Annotated in this window: 14 protein-coding genes; 2 read left to right on the top strand and 12 right to left on the bottom strand. The window is 45.5% G+C overall.

Translation table 11 applies throughout. The features are described 5' to 3' along the window. Positions 1 to 125 precede the first annotated feature (125 nt). The 3 genes from QL886_RS06565 to QL886_RS06555 all read right to left on the bottom strand — a co-directional run bounded on the left by QL886_RS06565 (position 126) and on the right by QL886_RS06555 (position 5,945). A complete protein-coding gene (locus QL886_RS06565; RefSeq protein ID WP_290178076.1) occupies positions 126 to 4,082 on the bottom strand; it encodes an AAA family ATPase in 3,957 nt (1,318 codons plus the stop codon). Between the two features lie 66 nt (positions 4,083 to 4,148). Further along, positions 4,149 to 5,090, bottom strand: a complete 942-nt coding sequence (locus tag QL886_RS06560; RefSeq protein WP_290178074.1) for a hypothetical protein — start codon at positions 5,088 to 5,090, stop codon at positions 4,149 to 4,151. 51 nt (positions 5,091 to 5,141) lie between these two features. After that, the gene (locus QL886_RS06555) at positions 5,142 to 5,945 is read right to left on the bottom strand and encodes a sulfite exporter TauE/SafE family protein (RefSeq protein WP_290178135.1); all 804 of its coding nucleotides are present in this window, start codon (positions 5,943 to 5,945) and stop codon (positions 5,142 to 5,144) included. Between the two features lie 174 nt (positions 5,946 to 6,119). Here QL886_RS06555 and QL886_RS06550 point away from each other — a divergent pair, with 174 nt between their 5' ends. Then, positions 6,120 to 7,121 (top strand): biotin--[acetyl-CoA-carboxylase] ligase, encoded by a 1,002-nt coding sequence (locus QL886_RS06550; protein ID WP_290178073.1) that lies wholly within the window; start codon positions 6,120 to 6,122, stop codon positions 7,119 to 7,121. 59 nt (positions 7,122 to 7,180) lie between these two features. Further along, positions 7,181 to 7,909: a pantothenate kinase gene (locus QL886_RS06545; protein ID WP_165598299.1), complete on the top strand. Its 729-nt coding sequence runs from the start codon at positions 7,181 to 7,183 to the stop codon at positions 7,907 to 7,909. 122 nt (positions 7,910 to 8,031) lie between these two features. Here QL886_RS06545 and QL886_RS06540 read toward each other — a convergent pair whose 3' ends face one another. From QL886_RS06540 to QL886_RS06500, 9 genes are all read right to left on the bottom strand, one after another. Then, a complete protein-coding gene (locus tag QL886_RS06540; RefSeq protein WP_290178071.1) occupies positions 8,032 to 9,219 on the bottom strand; it encodes an isovaleryl-CoA dehydrogenase in 1,188 nt (395 codons plus the stop codon). Positions 9,220 to 9,432: 213 nt separating this feature from the next. Further along, positions 9,433 to 10,350: a hydroxymethylglutaryl-CoA lyase gene (locus tag QL886_RS06535; RefSeq protein WP_290178070.1), complete on the bottom strand. Its 918-nt coding sequence runs from the start codon at positions 10,348 to 10,350 to the stop codon at positions 9,433 to 9,435. Positions 10,351 to 10,395: 45 nt separating this feature from the next. After that, positions 10,396 to 12,492: an acetyl/propionyl/methylcrotonyl-CoA carboxylase subunit alpha gene (locus QL886_RS06530; protein WP_290178069.1), complete on the bottom strand. Its 2,097-nt coding sequence runs from the start codon at positions 12,490 to 12,492 to the stop codon at positions 10,396 to 10,398. A 77-nt stretch (positions 12,493 to 12,569) separates the two neighbouring features. After that, positions 12,570 to 13,379, bottom strand: a complete 810-nt coding sequence (locus QL886_RS06525; RefSeq protein ID WP_290178068.1) for an enoyl-CoA hydratase/isomerase family protein — start codon at positions 13,377 to 13,379, stop codon at positions 12,570 to 12,572. Positions 13,380 to 13,544: 165 nt separating this feature from the next. Continuing rightward, positions 13,545 to 15,155 carry a carboxyl transferase domain-containing protein gene (locus tag QL886_RS06520; RefSeq protein WP_290178067.1) on the bottom strand — a complete coding sequence of 537 codons (1,611 nt, stop codon included), beginning with the start codon at positions 15,153 to 15,155 and terminating at the stop codon, positions 13,545 to 13,547. 244 nt (positions 15,156 to 15,399) lie between these two features. After that, on the bottom strand, positions 15,400 to 17,175 hold the full coding sequence (locus QL886_RS06515; RefSeq protein ID WP_290178066.1) for an AMP-binding protein: 1,776 nt from the start codon (positions 17,173 to 17,175) through the stop codon (positions 15,400 to 15,402). A 370-nt stretch (positions 17,176 to 17,545) separates the two neighbouring features. Continuing rightward, complete coding sequence (locus QL886_RS06510; RefSeq protein WP_290178065.1) at positions 17,546 to 18,796, bottom strand: FAD-dependent oxidoreductase; 1,251 nt, start codon at positions 18,794 to 18,796, stop codon at positions 17,546 to 17,548. A gap of 99 nt (positions 18,797 to 18,895) precedes the next feature. Beyond that, on the bottom strand, positions 18,896 to 19,504 hold the full coding sequence (locus QL886_RS06505) for a DJ-1/PfpI family protein (RefSeq protein ID WP_290178063.1): 609 nt from the start codon (positions 19,502 to 19,504) through the stop codon (positions 18,896 to 18,898). 403 nt (positions 19,505 to 19,907) lie between these two features. Next, the gene (locus QL886_RS06500) at positions 19,908 to 20,639 is read right to left on the bottom strand and encodes an amino acid ABC transporter ATP-binding protein (RefSeq protein ID WP_057762314.1); all 732 of its coding nucleotides are present in this window, start codon (positions 20,637 to 20,639) and stop codon (positions 19,908 to 19,910) included. Between the last annotated feature and the right edge of the window lie 177 nt (positions 20,640 to 20,816).

The raw sequence follows: 20,816 nt of genomic DNA, 5'->3' as shown, positions 1-20,816 counted from the left end.
ACATTGTGTACTTTATAACCAGTATGCTGGACTGAGGTCAAGCTTATTTGCATTTATGCCAATTGATTGATTATATTTGCATCGCGCTGATTCTCATAGCACTTTTAGTATCGACTATTTCACGCTTAGCTCTCTACGTAGCGTGCGGCTTCATCGAGCGACACACTGACGAGTGTAGAAATGCCCGCACTTGGCATGGTAATACCTTTTAGCTCATCAGCAATTTGCATCGTTAATTTATTATGGCTGATAAAGATAAACTGTAAATCATCTGCTAGCTCATGGATGAGACTGGTAAAGCGCGCAACGTTTGCATCATCAAGCGGTGCATCGACCTCGTCAAGCACACAGAACGGTGCAGGATTCTGCTTAAATATCGCAAAAATCAAACTCAGCGCTGTAAGGGTTTTTTCACCGCCCGATAATACCGCTAAGCGACTATTACGTTTGCCCTTGGGCTGCGCCATCAAGGTAAGCCCTGCTCGCCACTGCTCTGACTTTGGCGTATTGGCTGGCATCTCGTCAGTGTTCAACGTCAGACTAGCCTGTCCACCGCCAAAGACTTTGGCAAATAAACTGGCCAGCTCATTATTGACCGCATCAAGCGTCTGCATAAATAGCGTCTTGGTCGTCTCATCAATAGAGGCAATCGCTTCGGTCAATGTCTGCATACTGGCCGCGATATCTGCCGTTTGCTGTGCGAGTGGCTCTAGGCGTTCGTTTACCTCGGCCAATTCTGCGACCGCTGCTAAATTGACTGGCCCAATCTTGCTCAACTGCTGGGTCAACTTGGCTCGCTCAGATTCAAGCTCAGCGATTTTGTCTGGACGGACGCGGCGATCATGAGCGATGAAATCTGCTAGCAAGTTTGAGACGCTCATGCTTTGTTGCGGTTGCTCTGCTTGCACTTTATATTTATGACTTACACGATAATAAGCATCTAAAGCGCTCTGCGTGTGTGTGCTAGCATCCTCTAACCGTGCAGCGCTTAATGCCAACTCAGTAGCATGACGGGCAAGCTCGCTTTGCTGCGTTTGTAATGTATTTTGCAACGTATCAAATGCTGTCTGTTGCTCACCGTACGTTTGTTTTAATGCCATTAGCGCAGTATCGCGCTCGTTCAATAGCACTTGCTGCTCATCGCGCGTTACCTGTGCAGACTGCAAAGCTGCTTGTAGCTCTGGCAATTTAGTCTGCTGCTGCTCGTGACGCGTCTGTAGACTTTGCTCATTCTCTAACGACTTATCATGTTGCTCAGTCGTACGAGCTAGACTACTAACACTATGTTCTAAACGCATCTCGTATTGCTGAATACGCAGCTGCAATGCTTGCCATGCGTCATCATCAGCTTGACGCGCACGGTTTAGCTCGCTGCGCTCAGCTTGCAGTTGCTGAGTTGTCGCTCGTGCTTCTACTATTTGCGGCGTTAGCGTAGCAATCTCGCTTTCAATGTGCTGTTGTTCTTGCTCAAGGGTTTGTTGCTCTTGCGCCAGTTCTTGCTTTTCCTGCTCAAGCGCTACTTTATCAGCGTTTAGCCGTTGGCTATCCGCTTGCAAGCGCTCAGCGTTGGCTCGCTCGGTCGTCAGCTGCTGCTGGTATTTGTGCTTATCACGGGTTAACTGCTCAGCTTGCGCACGCGTTTCTTCCAAGCTAACTAACAACGCATCATAATCGCGCTGGTCTTTTGCAATAGATTTTTGCTGATCTTGTATTTTGGTTTCAAACTCATCAAGCAAGTCTTCTAACGCTTGTAGACGCGTACGCTGTTGCAGACGCTGCGTGAGGAATTGGCTATTGCTATCGTTTTGCTCATCCTGTGCCCCAGCAAATTTGCTTAAGTTAATCGTCCCATGACGACTGATCAGCCAACCATCTTCGGTAAGTAAAATAGCGGACGGCGGTAATGACCTTAGTACGTTAGTAAGTGTGTCAATTTCATGCTGCTGACTGGTCTCAAGCTGCGCTGTATATATATAGCACTGCTGCCATAGCGAGAGTAGTGGCTGAGTAATCAACTGCGTTACCGGCAATACTCTATCAATTAAACTATCTGGCAATTCGCTGACAAACTCTTGGTCACTAATAGCACTTTGCGCCGCGGGCAACCATAGGCTATGACCTGTCTCTATTAGAGCTTTATCATTTGCACTGGCAGGTGTATTTTGTGCCGTTTGATAAGTCAGTAAATCTGCAACGTCATGCTCAAGCACTTGCCATAGGCTATTCGCTTGTTGAGAAATGCTGTTAGCATTATTAGCGTCTGATTGCTTGATTTGATTCGCTTGTTGGTTAGCTTGTGGAATAGATGTCAGCACATGGCTGTCTAGCCATAATGCTAAGATACTATCGAGTAGCGACGCATACTCCTGTCCTTTCGCACTTAGCTCAATCTGCTCACGTAACGTCGCGATGGCTAACGGCTGATGATGTATGCCATCGTTATCTGCATTATCCGTCGCAGTAGTTTGGGTCTTTGCTGATTGCTGTTGTGTAGGTTTCGGATGCAGTATCTGATGCAGAGTATCGTATTCGCCTGCCAGCAGCGCATGACGCTTTTCATAATCACTCAACTCACTCTGTTGTGAGCTTAATTTCTGTTGCAAGCTATTCGCTTGCGGTTGTATCTCGGATAATCGTTCATCGACGGCTTCGCGTTGACGCTCAATCTGCTGCAACTGCGTGTTTAGCTCAGTGACTTGCTGTCCTAGCACCTGACTAAGATCTTGCATCTTATCCGTCTTACTCACATCAGTACTGTCAGATGCAGATGGCGCTATAGACTGCTGTAATTGCTGCCACAGGTTTTGCCAGTTTTGCTCGCGGCGTTGCCATTTATCATGGCTTTGCTGATGGCGTTTTTGTGCTTGAGCGTTAATAGCTTGCTGCTGTTCAAGCGAACGGGCTTTATCTTGTAAGCGTGACAGATTGTTTTGCGCTTCATGCCACGCGCGTTGTAGTGGCTGCTCATTGCGCTTATAGTTATCGCGTTTATCAGTTAGCTCAGTCAGCTGCGGACGCAACGATTCTAGCGCTTGATTCTGCTCAGCTTGTTCAGCGTTGAGCCGTTCGATATCAGCGAGTGATTGCGCACGCTGCTGAGCCAAGCCAGACAGTTGCTGCTCGATAGTAGCCAGCTGTGAATTAGCATCGCTCAATTGATGTTCCGCTTGTTGATAGCCGAGCTGCTGCTGATAGTGAGCGCTCTGGGCATCGTCTTTGAGCCATTGCTCTTGGTTAATACGCGCAGTGAGCTTGTCTTGCTGAGCTTTGAGCATGTCGTAGTCAGCTTGAAGTGTCGACACCTCAGTAGCACTACGTTCATGCGCTACTTTCTGCTGTTGATGCGTTTGCTTGGCTTGATAAAGCTGCTGAATAGCAAGCTGCTGCTCGATATCAGCTAGTGTTAACGCCAATTCTTCGTAACGCTGCGCACTAGCCGCCTGTTTAGACAGTGATTTTTGTTGGCGTAGTAGTTCGCTTTGCATATCGTGCAGACGCGCTAGATTGTCCCTTGTCTTCTCTAACTTCTTCTGCGTTTCTTCACGGCGAGCCTGATAGCGCGAGACACCTGCCGCCTCTTCAATAAACTCACGCAGCTGCATGGGACTAGACTCAACGATGCGACCAATCATGCCTTGCTCAATCACCGCATAGCTACGTGCACCCAGTCCGGTACCTAGAAACACATCGACTACATCGCGGCGACGACAACGCGTACCATTGATAAAATAATCTGAGCGGCCATCCTTATTTACCTGACGGCGAACCGATAGCTCTTGGTACAAGTTAAACTCGTGGCGAATGCCAGTCTGCTCATCTTGGGTATGCTCAAATGTCAGTTCAACACTGGCGACACTTTTGGCTGTCTTATCTTGCGTACCGGCAAAGATAACATCACTCATCGCCCCACCGCGTAACTGTTTGGCTGAGGTTTCGCCCAGCACCCAGCGGATGGCATCAATCACGTTGGATTTGCCACAGCCGTTCGGCCCGACGATGGCGGTGATACCATGACGAAAAGTAAAGGTTGTTGGATTGGCAAAGGATTTGAAGCCTGCCAGCTTTAGAGATTTTAAACGCATGAAGAGTCAATAAACTTAGCAAAAACAGGCGGCTATTCTACCTGAAATTGTAGTAGGTTTTTAGGGTTAAACGGCTAACTGCATAAACGATTTTGATTCAAGGCTTTGATGGAACCCTCGTAGCAGTTTTTGCTCCACTTGGCAGACGCTATTTTCTGCTAAATAGCGATTATTAAACTCGATAAAGGCTGACCAAGAGATACTTGCCACTGCTAAATGATCGACTATTTCTAACAGCTCTGGTCTTAGTAGATGCTGATACTTCCTTGGCCGTTTATGACACAGAGCCAGCTCCCGATCTACGAGCGTTTGCTTGTTTTGCTTTAGCGCGTCACCACCGATAAACAACAGCAAAAACTTTGCCCCTTTATCGATAAAGCCTTTTTCTAATAAGTGCTCATACATCAAGCAGTACTTTAGGATTTGGTCTGGGTTTTTACGGCCAGCGAGTTTTAGCTCATTTGCTATCAGCACATTTGCCTGATGGTTATAGGCTAGGTTGTCCATGTACATTGCTTTTAGCTCTGTACTGTTTTCAAACATGCCGCTATTACCATGTGTCGACCATGATTCACTCAGCTCAAAGCTAATAAATTGCTGATAAAATAAGTTTAGATAAACATCACTGCACAAACTCAAAAAGATATCGAATTCTTTATTGAGATAGTCTTCAGAAAAGAATGTTACGCGGCGCACGGCTTCTCTCGCATTACAGATACCCATCTTTTGCGTTGAATACGTCTCTAGCTGCTCAGTTTCATTCATTTTTGTATTGAGCTTTTTGATGACTGATTGCTCAATCTCTTCTATATTTTTGTCCTTTAACTCTGGGTGGGCCGCCCACTCGATGATTTGGCGTACGTATTGCTTTTTAGTGATGCCTAAAATACGCTGCGGCTCCCATGCCAAAAACTCTACCATATTAGAGAGACCCGTCGTCCATGATAACTGGTCTTTTAGATGATTCATTGAGCCGAAAACACGGCGGTATTTTTCTGCAGCTTTCATACTAATAATGTCTCACGGTTTGCATACTAATTTTATAAAAACTCATTATTGCTATAAAACACCTAATCCACTTAATAACAACTGTCCTCCAGCAAATATTAGCAATACGCCAAACGCGCGCTTAAGCATCAGCGCAGGTAAAATATGGGCGAGCTTGGCGCCAACTTTTGCCATCGCAAAGCTGGCAACTGAAATAAACAAGAATCCTATGACATGGACAAATCCTATTGTGCCCTCAGGTAGATTGACCACGTCTTGACCGAACCAAGCAAAGCCTGCTGCTCCAGCCAAGGCAATTGGTAGACCGCATGCTGCTGACGTGCCGACCGATTGTTTCATCGGAAGCCCTGCCCAGTTCAAGAACGGTACGGTCAAGCTGCCGCCGCCAATGCCAAAAATAGAGGACGCCATACCAATGCCAGTACCTGCACCAAACTGGATGCCGGCCGATGGTAACGGCTTGCCCACTTGTTCTTTATTCGAAAAGAACAGCATTTTTAGCGCAACCAATAGCGCACCGAAACCAATGATAGCCTGTAGCGCTTGCCCATCAATCATATCCGCGATACCAGCGCCAATCAAACTACCGATGACCAATCCAAGCGCCATCTTGCGCCATACTTCCCAGCGCACGCCGCCGCGCTTGTTATGTGCAGTCAGTGAGCTGATTGAGGTCACAACGATGGTCGCCAGTGACGTCCCGATGGCCAAATGGGTGATTACTTCTGGCGAAAAGTCATAAGCGGTAAAAATCCAGACCAATGCAGGCACGATAATCATGCCACCGCCGACGCCAAACAAGCCCGCGCTGACACCCGCAAACGCGCCTGCAATCACAAACCACACATATAACATCATAGAACGAACCTTTTATAATACTGACTGGCGCTAAGTACTCACTAGCGCTTAGGCGTGCTTAATTGTATTTGCCAAATCTCAACGTGACCTTTATGCTGTTTACTCGGTACTGTCTGACCGCAACAATCGCTCAGTATATCAAAGTTTCCTTTAACCACATCGACTAAACTTATGCCGCCACTCACTAGTTTTTCTACCTATTTATCCGAGCTCAATCACCGTCATGTGGCTAGTAGCGCCTCGACCAATAGCGAGCTGATAGAAGCCTTGCAAAACGGGTCGTTAGATGTCGCCACCGTACACGTTTTGACCGCGGAAACCCAAAGCGCAGGTCGTGGTCAGCACGGGCGCTCGTGGCAATCACCGCGTGGTAATGTCTATCTGTCGCTATATCATCCTGTGCATATGCCAATTAGTGGCTTGCTATCGCTCATCATTGGTCTTGAGCTGGCAAAAATGCCCGTCATTCAAATGTTGAACGAGCAACTGCAAGCGCAAGAGATGACGCCAATCGGTGTAAAATGGGCAAATGACTTGGGTTTTTATCAGCAAGCTCAGAGCCAATCTAAAGAGCTATCTAAAGAACAGTCCATAACGGACAGCTCGGTATTAGACTCAGCATTAGACTCAGCATTGAATAGTGATGTAGCAAATCAGCGTACGCTACCATTTAATAAACTGGCTGGAATTTTGATAGAGCCAGTGACGAAAGCTGGCAGGTTGATCGGTGTGGTGCTAGGTATTGGCCTAAACGTACAAGCAACACCAAAACTCACTACGCAAACGTCTGAGGGTATGAGCTACCAAGCGATTAGCTTACAAGACATTAATGAGAGGCTGCCTTTAGAGACACGATCCGCCAGCCTACTAGACCTACCAATGCTCTATCAGCAGATGTGCAAAGCATTGATGGCGGCGATGACACGCTTTGAGCATTTGGGCATAGAGCAGCCAACGGGTCATACTTATTATTTGGATAGTTTTTTGGAGCAGTTTGCGACAATGGATGCGCTATCAGGTCTGCGCTTACGCGTCACCCAAGACTATAATAACGAAGAAAAAGTCGTAACAGGAGTTGCTTGCGGTGTCGACACACATGGCTGTTTGCAATTACGCCAAGATAGCGGTAAGATTTCTACGCTTTTTACTGGACGCATCGACGTTATTTATTAGGCTTAGACAACTATATTGATGAACACCATCATTAACGAGCACTATATAAAGGGACTTTTATGCTCTGGCTTGATCTTGGAAATACCCGCCTAAAATACTGGCTAACCGATGATATCGGACAAATAGTCGCACATGATGCCAAGCAGCATTTGCAAGCGCCTGCCGAACTACTTATGGGTCTGACGGATCGCTTTGAACGTTACGCGCCTGATTTTATTGGTATCTCATCGGTATTGGGCGACAATCTAAATGCCAAAGTATCAGAAACACTCAGTCGTTTGAATATTCCGTTTGAGTTTGTCCATGTCGATGCCGCACACGCGCTGATGAAAAGTGCTTACAATGATCAGCAGCTCGGCTGTGATCGCTGGCTACAGATGCTGGGCGCGGTCGATAAGAAAAAACGTCAATGTGTGATTGGTTGCGGTACAGCGGTGACTATTGATTTGATTGATCATGCTGAGCATTTGGGCGGTTATATTTTCCCCAGCATCTACCTGCAACGTGAATCACTGTTCTCTGGTACTAAGCAAATCACTATCTCGAACGGTACTTTTGATAGCGTCAACCAAGGCTTAACCACTCAAGACGCAGTGCATCGCGGTATTTTGCTCTCTATCGTCGGCGCGATTAATGAGATTAGCCATCGTCACCCTAATTTTGAATTGATTATGACAGGTGGAGATGCAGCCATTATCTCCCAGCATGTTAATCGCCCAGTGCGCTTACGTGATGATTTATTATTAAATGGTTTGGCAAGATACTTTGATTATCGCAATAAGTCTTAACCGCTTATAGATAATTCGGTTTAACGTTGACATGAAAAAAGCAGCACGTTTTGAACGTGCTGCTTTTTTATTTTACTATCAAAAAATAGCTAACGTATGCTAGCTATTCCCCCAATACTTTCCTATTTGGTCTCGTTAAACAGCTCACGACCGACTAGCATACGGCGGATTTCACTGGTACCTGCGCCAATCTCATACAGCTTGGCATCACGCCAGTAGCGACCAAGTGGATACTCATTAGTGTAGCCATTTCCGCCAAATATTTGAATGCCCTCACCTGCCATCCACGTCGCTTTTTCGGCACACCATAGAATTACACTGGCGCAATCTTTACGCACTTCTCGACTATGACCGGCACCGCGTGCGTCCAACATATCGAGGTTTTTCCCGACCGTATATAAGAAGCTACGACCTGCTTGCAGTATTGTATACATGTCCGCAACTTTACCTTGGATAAGCTGGAACTCACCAATCGCTTGACCAAACTGTTTACGGTCGTGGATATAAGGCACCACATTGTCCATTACTGCTTGCATGATACCGATAGGACCTGCGGCCAATACAGCGCGCTCATAATCTAGGCCACTCATCAATACTTTAACACCCTCATTGAGACCGCCTAAAATATTTTCGTTTGGCACTTTTACATTATTAAAAGTCATCTCGCCAGTATGGCTACCGCGCATGCCGAGCTTGTCTAGCTTTTGTGCGGTACCAAAACCTTCCATACCTTTTTCAACGATAAAGGCCGTCATGCCTTTAGCACCTAATTCAGGATTGGTCTTGGCATAGACTACCATTACGTCCGCATCAGGACCATTGGTGATCCACATTTTGCTACCGTTTAGAATATAGCTGCCGTCTTTTTCTTCAGCCTTTAGCTTCATACTGACGACGTCTGAGCCAGCGCCTGTCTCACTCATTGCCAATGCACCGATGAATTCACCACTGATTAGCTTTGGCAAATACTTTTGTTTTTGCGCTTCACTACCATTACGTTTGATTTGGTTAATACATAGGTTAGAGTGTGCGCCATAGCTCAGTGCTACCGATGCCGAAGCACGGCTAATCTCTTCCATTGCGACCATATGGGCAACGTAGCCCATGTTGGAGCCGCCGTACTCTTCAGGAACGGTAATACCATGTAGACCGAGGTCACCCATCTTTTGCCATAAATCCATTGGGAACTCATCACTGCTATCAATCTCGGCAGCACGTGGAGCGATCTCGTTTGCCGCAAACTGCTGTACGACATCACGTAGGGCGTCAATATCTTCGCCAAGTTGAAAATTTAATCCAGGTAAACTCATAACCATTCCTTGTATATAAATATTTAATTTTCGAATTTTAATCTGTTTTTTAAAGCTAATGTAACTGTATTTTTGATACCGTTTTTAATGTCATAGTCAACTTAATGTGAAACTGTGACAAGGCAACCGAGTATAGATGTAAATACTTCAAACGAGGTTAACGCTGTCATACCTTCACAGTAGATTGACTATACTAATTAAGACTGACGTTTATTAATGGCGTTTATTAATGATGGCACGTGCTACGTTTGAACCATTTGGTCGCTTTAAGAACTCACTGATACGCTCGCCTGCCACGACCAATTTATCCAAATCGATACCTGTGCTGATACCCATACCATGCAGCATATACACCACATCTTCAGTAGCGACATTGCCCGTTGCGCCTTTAGCATAAGGACAACCGCCCAAGCCAGCGACAGAGGTATCAAACTCACTAACACCCATTTGTAGTGCGGTTAGCGTATTGCTCAATGCTTGACCATAAGTATCATGAAAATGACCCGATAGCATAGAGATATCAGCATACTCAAGTGCAGCTTGCAACGCTCGTTGTACTTTGAGTGGTGTACCCACACCGATCGTATCGGCAATGCCAATCTGCTCTGAACCGATCTCAATCAATCGCTTGGTCACATAAGCTACTTGGCTAGGGGCAATCTCGCCTTCATAAGGACAACCGACCGTACAAGAGATCACGCCTCGTACTTTGATGCCTTGTGCTTTTGCCGCAGCAGCTACTGGCGCAAAACGTTCGATACTCTCATCGATACTACAGTTGATGTTTTTTTGACTAAAGGTTTCGCTGGCTGAGCCAAAGATGACGATTTCATCAGGGCGATGCAAGATAGCATTTTCAAAGCCACGCATATTGGGCACGAGTACCGAATAGCAAACGTCCGTCTGCCGCGTAGGCGCGAGTGCGTCGAGCAACTCGCTGTTATCACCCATTTGTGGCACCCACTTTGGCGAGACAAAACTGGTCGCCTCTAATTTTTTGACACCCGCCGCGATTAAATCATTAATGAGCGTTTGCTTAACTTCAGTCGGTACCATCATGGACTCATTTTGCAAGCCATCACGCGGGCTGACATCAACGATGCTGACATGGCTTGGATACGAATGGCTCATACTTGTCGTCCTTTTTGCTATTTGGCTGTTAATTATCAGCCTTTATTAACCTTCAGCATCAATGCGCAGTAGCTCATCACCATCAGCGACCAAGTCACCTGCTGCAAATAATAGCTCTGCTACCACACCATCTGTCGGTGCGGTAATGGTATGTTCGATTTTCATGGCTTCGATGACGGCAAGTGGCTCGCCTTTTTTCACAGTATCACCAACAGCTACTTTGAATGCAACCACTTGTCCTGGCATTGGTGATTTCAAACTACCAACCGCTGCTGTGTCTTCGCCCACATGTGCCATGATATCAATAAGCGTAATTTCATCACGACCACCGTCTGTGAATACGTAGACCTTCTCGTTATTTACCCAGCTTTGGGCACTGATACGTGCACCATCTAACCATAAGGTATGATTGTGCGCGTCACTGCTATCATAGCTGATCTGACCTTCATAAACCGTTTCGGTCTGAGCCGCTACATTGATATTGCTATCATCCTGCGTATTCGCGATTTCTTTACCAATGACGAGCGTAAAACTACTGAGATTATCGCCGCCTTTTTTGCTATCAGCACAACTCGCATTATGCCAATTACTGATGCGAGCACTGTAGGCTTGCTCATCATAAACCAAGCTAAATGAACGAGTATAATCACTATAAGCACGGAAACCCGTTGGCTTGCTAAACGGATCTGAGCCCTGCGTGGTCGCTTCACTCGCAAGCTGCTGGGTAATAGCAGTCACCACAAGCGTCGATAATCCAAGCGGATGCTGATCAAAAAGCTTATCCTGCTCACGCTCTATCAATGCCGTATCAAGATTGGCTTTGCTAAATGAATCGGTATTTAAAATATAACGCAAAAATGCCACGTTGTTTGGTAGACCAACGATACGCGTCTGTGCCAATGCACGGTCTAGTCTCGCCAACGCTTGCTCGCGCGTAGGAGCATGGACGATAAGCTTGGCAATCATAGAATCGTAAAAAGGACTGATCACATCACCCTCACGTACGCCATCATCGATACGTACATCGGTAATGTTAAAGGTACTATGCTCAGGCTTTTGATAAGTGAATAAAGTGCCTGTCGCTGGCAAGAAATTGTTGTCAGGGTTTTCAGCACAGATACGCGCCTCAATTGCATGACCATTGATAGCCAAATCATCTTGTGTTTTTGGCAATGGCTGACCCGCAGCAACCAACAGCTGCCACTCGACCAAATCGACACCAGTAATCGCTTCACTAACGGGATGCTCAACTTGCAAGCGCGTGTTCATTTCCATGAAATAAAAATTCATAGAGTCTTCACGCTGCTCCACAATAAACTCAACCGTACCTGCACCCACGTAATCGACCGCACGTGCTGCTTCGATTGCCGCTGTGCCCATCGCTTCACGCATCGCAGTGTCGACACCCGGTGCTGGCGCTTCTTCTAATACTTTTTGGTGGCGACGCTGTACTGAGCAATCACGCTCAAATAGATGTACATAATTACCATGCGTATCACCGAATACTTGGATTTCGATATGACGTGGTTTTAGCGCATATTTTTCGACCAACACTTGATCATTGCCAAAACTGGTAATCGCTTCGCGACGGCACGAGTCTAATAAATCAATAAAGTCGCTGCTTTGCTCAACGATACGCATGCCTTTACCGCCGCCACCTGCACTGGCTTTAATCAAGACAGGATAGCCAATATTATCTGCCTGCTGCTGCAAAAACTGTGCATCTTGATTGTCACCATGATATCCCGGTATCAACGGCACGCCAGCCGACTCCATCAAGCGCTTAGACTCAGACTTGCCGCCCATGGCGCGGATAGCATCCGCTGATGGACCGATAAACACTAGACCAGCATTTTGGCAGGCTTGCGCAAAATCTGCATTTTCACTTAAAAACCCATATCCTGGATGAATCGCCTGAGCACCCGTTTGCTTAGCGATAGCAATAATAGCATCGCCTTTGAGATAACTGTCTTTTGGTGCCGAACCGCCTAAATAGATAGCCTCATCACAGACAGCCACATGTTTGGCCTCACGATCCGCATCGGAATAAACAGCAACGGTACTGACGCCAAGACGCTTAGCAGTCGCAGCCACTCGGCAAGCAATTTCACCACGGTTGGCGATTAGAATTTTAGAAAACATAACTATCCCTGTGTCTTGTCATTATTATTTGACGTCTTGTCTATTTGCCCATTTGCCTATCATTGTTCTACTACTAGTTAGTCTGCCATTAGCCAATCAGGTTTACGCTTTTGCAAAAAAGCTTGTACCCCCTCGCGGCCTTGCTTTGATGAGCGGATATCAGCAATACCTTTGACCGTGTCAGCAATCAGCTCATCTGTAATAGGCGCACCAGCGACATCATGTAGTAGTTGCTTGCAGGTTTTTACCGCGTCAGGGCTGTTCTTAACTACTTTATTACAGAACGCAGCCACTTCATCGCCTAGCCACTCTTCGCTAACACGCTCATGGATAAAGCCAAGCTGACGTGCCTTTTTGGCATCAAATACTTCAGCACTTAAAAAATAACGCTGCGACGCTCTAGCGCCTAGCGCGCGGATAACATAAGGACTGATAGTGGCAGGCGCCAACCCTAAACGGACTTCACTGAGGCAAAAGTTTGCAATTTTGACCGCAATGGCTACGTCACAAGCAGCGACCAGACCCATGCCACCTGCGTACACATCGCCTTGAATAGCCGCAACTGTCGGCTTAGGACATTCATAAATAGTCTTAAGCATTTGCGCCAATTTATCAGCATCCGCTAAATTTTCTTCATAGCTGTAATCCGCCATGGCACGCATCCAATTGAGGTCAGCACCTGCACAGAACGCTTTGCCAGCTGCTGCTAGCACAATGACACGTACATTATCATCAGCACCAAGTGTACTGAATGCATCGGTCAGCTCAGCTATCATTTCATCGTTAAAGGCATTACGTATCTCAGGACGATTTAACGTCACTGTCGCCACGTGCTGCTCCACTTTAACCAATAGGCTTTTATAATTTTTATTACTGTCTTTTTGCATAACTTTCTCTATATTTTTTATGTAAATTCTTAAATAAACTCTTGGTCAATCCATAATAATGTTAATACAAGGAAACCAAGTACAAAGACTAAGCGTAGATGTACAAACCGTACTTCAAATGAGGTTAACGCAGTAGTCGCTTATTATGAGAAGACCTTAGAACGCTTACATTCTAAAGACCCCAAATGTCGTCTCTTCAATCGGCGCGTTATATGCAGCGCTTAGTCCTAAAGCCAATACATTACGAGTATCAGCAGGATCAATCACGCCGTCATCCCACATACGTGCGGTGGCATAATACGGATGACCTTGCTCTTCATACATGTCACGAATCGGTGCTTTAAATGCCGCTTCGTCCTTATCGCTCCACGCTTCACCTTTACGATCAAAGTTATCACGTTTGACCGTTGCCAATACTGACGCTGCTTGCTCGCCGCCCATGACAGAGATACGCGCATTTGGCCACATCCATAAGAAACGCGGGCTGTAAGCGCGGCCACACATACCGTAGTTACCAGCGCCAAACGAGCCACCAACGATAACTGTGAACTTTGGCACTTTTGCATTGGCCACTGCCATTACCATCTTGGCACCATGACGGGCAATACCTTCGTTTTCGTATTTACGTCCCACCATGAAGCCAGTAATGTTCTGCAGGAATACTAATGGGATTTTGCGCTTACAGCACAGCTCGATGAAATGCGTGCCTTTTTGTGCTGATTCACTGAACAAGATGCCGTTATTGGCGATAATACCAACAGGCATCCCTTCGATATGAGCAAATCCACAGACAAGCGTCGTACCAAAGCGTGCTTTAAACTCATCAAAGGCACTGTCATCAACAATACGGGCGATGATTTCTCTGATATCAAACGGCTTGCGCTTATCCGTTGGAATCACACCATAGAGTTCTTTGGCATCGTAACGTGGTGGACGCGGTGTGATTTGATTAGGAATACTTTTTGTAGGGCGATTGAGATGACTGACGATATTACGGGCAATCGATAACGCGTGGGTATCGTTTTGGGCTAGATGATCAACCACACCTGATAGTCTAGTATGTACATCGCCGCCGCCCAAGTCTTCTGCCGTGACCTCTTCACCCGTCGCTGCTTTGACTAGTGGTGGACCACCCAAAAAGATCGTACCTTGTTCTTTGACAATAATAGACTCATCGCTCATGGCAGGCACATACGCACCGCCAGCCGTACAGCTACCCATAACCACAGCAATCTGTGGAATACCTGCCGCACTCAGATTTGCTTGATTAAAAAAGATACGGCCGAAATGCTCTTTATCAGGGAATACATCATCTTGGTTCGGTAAGTTTGCACCACCTGAATCAACCAGATAAACGCACGGCAGATGGTTTTCTTGCGCGATTTCTTGGGCACGTAGGTGTTTTTTGACCGTCATTGGGTAGTATGTGCCGCCTTTTACCGTGGCATCATTACAGACAATCATACACTCGATGCCATTGATACGACCAATACCTGCAATTACGCCAGCCGCTGGAATCTCTTCGCCATACATATCATGTGCGGCCATTGGTGCCACTTCTAGGAACGGTGTACCTACATCCAATAAACGCTCGACGCGCTCACGTGGTAACAACTTGCCACGCGCTAAATGCTTGGCACGTGCGCGCTCTGAGCCACCTTGGGCAACTTTACGCAAGTGTACATACAGGTCATCGACTATCTCTTGCATCGCGGCACTGTTTTGCTGAAAATCGCTTGAGTTTGGACTCAGTTTACTGGTTATGATAGCGCTCATGATACCCCTTTTTTTCTTATACATAGATAGATAGATACGTAGATGTGAGTAGCTTTTTATATAAATGATACTAACTACTATTTTTAAGCGTTGCTCACATATAGTCGATTCAATTTAAAAGTAGTACAAGGCAACCGAGTGCAGATGTATGTGTGATACTTCAAGCGAGGTTAACGCTGTAATACTTTTACAGTGAAATGAATATGGTTAGTCTTTTATTTTTTAGAGCAGATAAGCAAGCTTACTACAAACCCAACTCTTCTTTCATTTGCTCAATGATTTTATATTTTTGAATTTTGCCAGTGATGGTCATTGGATATTCAGTCACGAAGCGATAGTAAGTCGGCACTTTATAGTGAGCGATATGCTCGCTACAGAACTCGCGTACTTCCTGTTCAGTCAAGCAGCCAGGCTCTTTCGGAATAATCCACGCCGCGAGTACTTCACCATAACGCTCATCTGGTATACCCACGATTTGCACATCACGAATCTTTGGATGACGATAGAGATAATTTTCAATTTCTACTGGATAGATATTCTCGCCGCCGCGAATCACCATGTCTTTACTACGCCCGACAATTTTGACATAGCCGTCTTCATCCATTGTGGCCAAGTCACCCGTATGCATCCAACCATCTTGGATCGCCTCACGCGTTTTAAAGCGGCTGCCCCAATAGCCTTTCATCACTGAATAGCCTCGTGTAAGCAACTCACCTGTCTCACCCAGCGGGACAATTTCACCTGTCTCTGTATCGACGACTTTCACCTCAAGTGCAGGCTGTACCAGTCCTACCGTTGAGACCTGTTTATCAAGTGGCGTGTGCTCATTGGTCTGGCAAGATACAGGACTGGTCTCTGTCATGCCATAGGCAATGGTGACTTCGCTCATATGCATCTTATCGATGACACGGCGCATCACTTCAATCGGACAGCTAGAGCCAGCCATGATACCCGTGCGCAGGGTAGACAAATCAAAGTTTTCAAATTCAGGATGGTCAAGCTCGGCGATAAACATCGTTGGCACACCATGTAGACCGGTACATTTCTCTTCTTCTACTGCTTGCAATACCGTCAACGGCTCAAAGCCATCGTTTGGATATACGATACAACCGCCATGCGTGAGAATCGCTAGATTGCCAAGCACCATGCCAAAGCAATGATACAAAGGTACTGGAATACACAGCCTATCCTCTTCGGTAAGGTTCATGGCCTCACCAATGAAATAGCCATTATTTAAGATATTGCGATGGCTTAAGGTAGCACCTTTTGGTGTGCCTGTCGTGCCACTTGTGAACTGTACATTAATAGCATCAGTGTTCTTAAGCTGCGCCTGACGCTCGGCAACACGCGGATCGTTAGCATCGCCCTCGCTCATCCACGTAGAGAATTTTTGCATAAAGCCGAATGTCTCGTCCGACTCTGGCTCATCAATCCAGATGATGCGCTCAATCGTCGGAATCTCAACCAAATCAAGCTGAGTGTAGTCTTTATGGTAAATCTCAGGACACAGCTCACGGATTAAACTGGCGTAGTCACTGGTTTTGAAATGACGCATCAGTACCAGCGCTGAGCAGCCCAGTTTATTTAAGGCATATTGCAATTCAAAAGTACGGTAGGCAGGATTGATATTAACGAGGATAACGCCGACTTTTGCCGTGGCCAATTGCATGAGCAACCATTCAGCATTGTTGTGTGACCATATACCGATACGATCACCAATCTCTAATCCCATTTCAATCATGCTACTGGCTAGCTGATTCACTTGCTGCTGTAGCTCACGATATGTCCAGCGGATATTTTGATGGCGGACGACCAGTGCTTCGCGCTCAGGATATTTAGAAACAATAGCATCAAAAAAGTCACCGATTGTCGCTTCAATCAGCGGTACATCAGGACCTTTGTCATAGCTTTGCGTAAGTGGTGCATTGGCTGAGCGTGCGCCCATATTGATACTAGGAATGTTGTTTAAAATAGTGTCGAAGTCAACGCGAGTCGAATCGAAATCAGGAGTTTGAGTCATAACGAGTCCTTTCGTTTTACTTTTTATATTATTTATAAATAGCACTTATCAATAGCCTGCGTGCAAACCTTCTTCCTTGGGCAGGTCTTACATAGCATTCAGCTACTATAACGCCATCAATGAAAGCCTGTCAACAATATCAATACATTATGTATCATTTAATTAGTCAGTCTGCCTTTCTATTTATTAAAAGGTAACATAGAATCATGGCAAGTTTTTGACACAAAAAAGCCAGCCACATTATAAGTAATGGGCTAGCTCAATCATCAATATTGTCTTTTAACTGAATCTTCTTGAAAGGAATCTAATAAAGGACATTATTTATAAATGATGTCCTTTATTAGTTTTTCGAAAAACGGTATTGCAATCATCATGCTTTAGGAACTGCAGGCGCCTTAATCGTTACCGTTGCGCTAACGACTTCATCATCATCGAGCAAATCCATGATTAGCTCATCATCACTCTCAGTCTTTACTTGCCAATTGCCCGACGCTTGCGGTACGCCCGTCACCATCACAGAGATGGCTTTATTTTTTAGGCGAATCATTGGCGGCTTATGATCATAACCGCTGTGCTCGTGACCTAAAATATCATCAGCGATAGTCGCAGCCTGCGCGCGTAATGGCGCAACATAACGACAAGCGACCCCATTGATAGACATACAGTCGCCGATGGCATAGATATTCGCTGCATTGGTACGCAACGTCGTTGCATCCACCACGATACCCGTACGGCGATCGAATTCCACACCAGCCGCCGCAGGTAATTGCTCATCGACTGTCAGACCTGTACTGGCAATCACATGATCTACAATCAGTGGTTCGAGCGGCTGAGTATCAGCATTGTCTGCATCCGATGATAATGGGGCATAGTCTACTTGTAGTTTCTCAGCATCTTCGCTGTCGTCGTCATTACTGCCAACACGAGTGACAGCTGATACTTGATAACCACCTAAGAATTGAATGCCCTGTGATTCGATTGCTTTGGCGATACGTGCGGTTGCTTTGGCTGGTAGCATCTGCGAAAGCGGTGCATCATTTAAATCAATAAGCGTTACTTTATGACCAGCTTTAAGTAGGTCTTCTGCGATTTCTGTACCCACCATACCAGCACCGACGATCGCAACGTGCTGGCTACCTGCTGCTAGCTTTTCTTGTAGCTGACTAAAGCGCTCAATATGATTGACATGCCAGACCAAATCTTGTGGCAGACTTTTAGGAAAGATAGGATGCGCGCCCATCGCCAGTACCATTTTCTCATAGCCAATAGTCGTCAGTGCGTCATCTGACTGCGCAGTAGAGCGCACCTGTACAGTTTGGCTCACTGGATCAATATCTGTCACTTGTGTATTGGCTAACAACGTCACTTCTGCTGTGTTCGCCGCTTCGCTACCAGATGCCCGTACCAAATCTGATGCTCGTTTGTTTTGGCTGATTGCCATCGTCAACATCGGCTTATGATAACGGTCGCCACTATCAGCTGTGATTAATGTGATTGGAATCTCTGTGTCTTTGGCACGAATGGCATCAATGACATGCCAGCCTGCCAGTCCTGCACCAATAATAACCACACCTTTTTTTGCTGCTGTGCTCGATGCTACAGATAGGTTTTCTACGCTCATATAAACTCCAAGATGGTTTATGAATTATTTTAATTATCAAAAATATTGACCGCTATTGTATCAGTAAACAGCCATTCACTCACCTATCTAGCAATTCACTTAGTCAATATCGAACTCCATGCGATGCGCTGTTGCACGCATGGTTTCACTATCTATTAATTTTTCTATACAGTATAGACTTGCATGGATGCCTGCACTTATCCCCGCTGATGTGACAATATTACCAGTATCATCACTGGCATCTACAAAACGCGTATGCGAGATCACATCGATATCAGGATAAGATGCTAAATTATCCAAATCCATCCAGTGCGTGGTTGCTGACTTACCAGTTAGCAAACCTGCCTTAGCCAACAGCAATGCTCCTGTACACACTGAAAGCGTCAGCTCTGCCAAACTTGCTTGAGTGTTAATCCAATCAATTACCACCTTATTATATATTTCTGTTTTTTCGGCACCGTACCCACCGGGGACGATTAAGACATCAATATCTGGATGATTGGCAAAACTATAGTCAGGAATGACTTGTAGACCGTTTCTAGCGGATATTGGAGCTTGGTTCTCAGCTATAGTAATAACATCGAAGTACTTATCATCACTAGCAGGGGCAGCATTTTCAGCCAACGAAAACACCTCAAAAGGTCCTGCAAAATCCAATACTTCTACTTCATTGAACAGTAGTATGCCGACGGTTCGTTTTAGCGTCATATTCAATCCTAATTCAGTTGATCGCATTAAATAAAATTAAACTCATCTATATTATGACTACTATCTTTTCAAACTTGTTTGATTAAGTAGATGAACCATTTCATCTGCCTTTGCCGTTTGCGATTTCTCTAATCCTGCGACTATTCCCACTCTATTTTCAGCGGCTTTATAGTCTCAAAGCTATCTTATTCAAATTCCTTGTGTGTAAACATCATAGGCTCTAAATCGTTTTTCAAATAGTTATACAAAAGAAACTGAATACAAAGCGCCCTATTAAAGATAGCGTTTAACTGTCTTTAATAAGGCGCTTTGTATAATTATTAGCAGTAGAAAGAAAAATAAGCTTTAGAACATGTCTTTATCTTAGAAAAACTGCTATACACAATCGTAAATCAAAGTGTATTTAATGATTTAAAATCTTCGATAAGAACATCTGCGCACGGTCACTTTTCGCGCCTTCAAAAAACTCATCTTTACTACAGTTTTCTACGATATGTCCTTCATCCATAAAGATAATACGATTGGCTACCTGACTGGCAAAGCCCATTTCATGTGTCACACACATCATGGTCATACCATCACGAGTCAGCTCGACCATCACATCTAGCACCTCTTGAATCATCTCAGGATCAAGCGCGGAGGTTGGTTCATCAAATAGCATTGCGACGGGATCCATGGCCAACGCTCGTGCAATTGCAACACGCTGCTGCTGACCACCAGAGAGCTCCGCTGGATATTTTGCCGCTTGTACTGTCAGACCAACACGGTCGAGATAAGCCATCGCTTTTTGTTTGGCCTCAGACTCTTTACGGCCCAACACTTTGATTTGTGCCACGGTTAAATTATCAATAATAGTCAAATGGGGAAACAACTCAAAATGCTGAAATACCATGCCGACACGACTGCGTAACTTGGGTAAATTAGTCTTTGGGTCACCGACAGAGATGCCATTGACCATGATGTCACCCTTTTGAAAAGGCTCAAGTCCATTAACTGTCTTAATCAAAGTTGATTTACCACTACCCGATGGACCACAAACAACAACGACATCACCTTTATGTACATGCGCCGTACAGTCAGTCAGTACTTGAAAGTCTCCATACCACTTACTGACATTAGATATCTCGATGACCATCTCATCACTAGCATGACCACTATTGGTAACCAGCCCGCCAAAGGCATTTAAGTACGTATCAGCATTGCTCATCACTGGCTCCTAACCACATTATTTTCGATAATCATTATTTAAAAAAGGTAAATCAAATACTCAAACTCTCAACACTCAAAAGCACAAGCGATAGCCGTATCAGAA

The sequence above is a fragment of the Psychrobacter sp. APC 3281 genome (assembly GCF_030407815.1).
Lineage (GTDB): Bacteria > Pseudomonadota > Gammaproteobacteria > Pseudomonadales > Moraxellaceae > Psychrobacter.
This window is presented reverse-complemented; position numbering and strand designations above follow the sequence as displayed.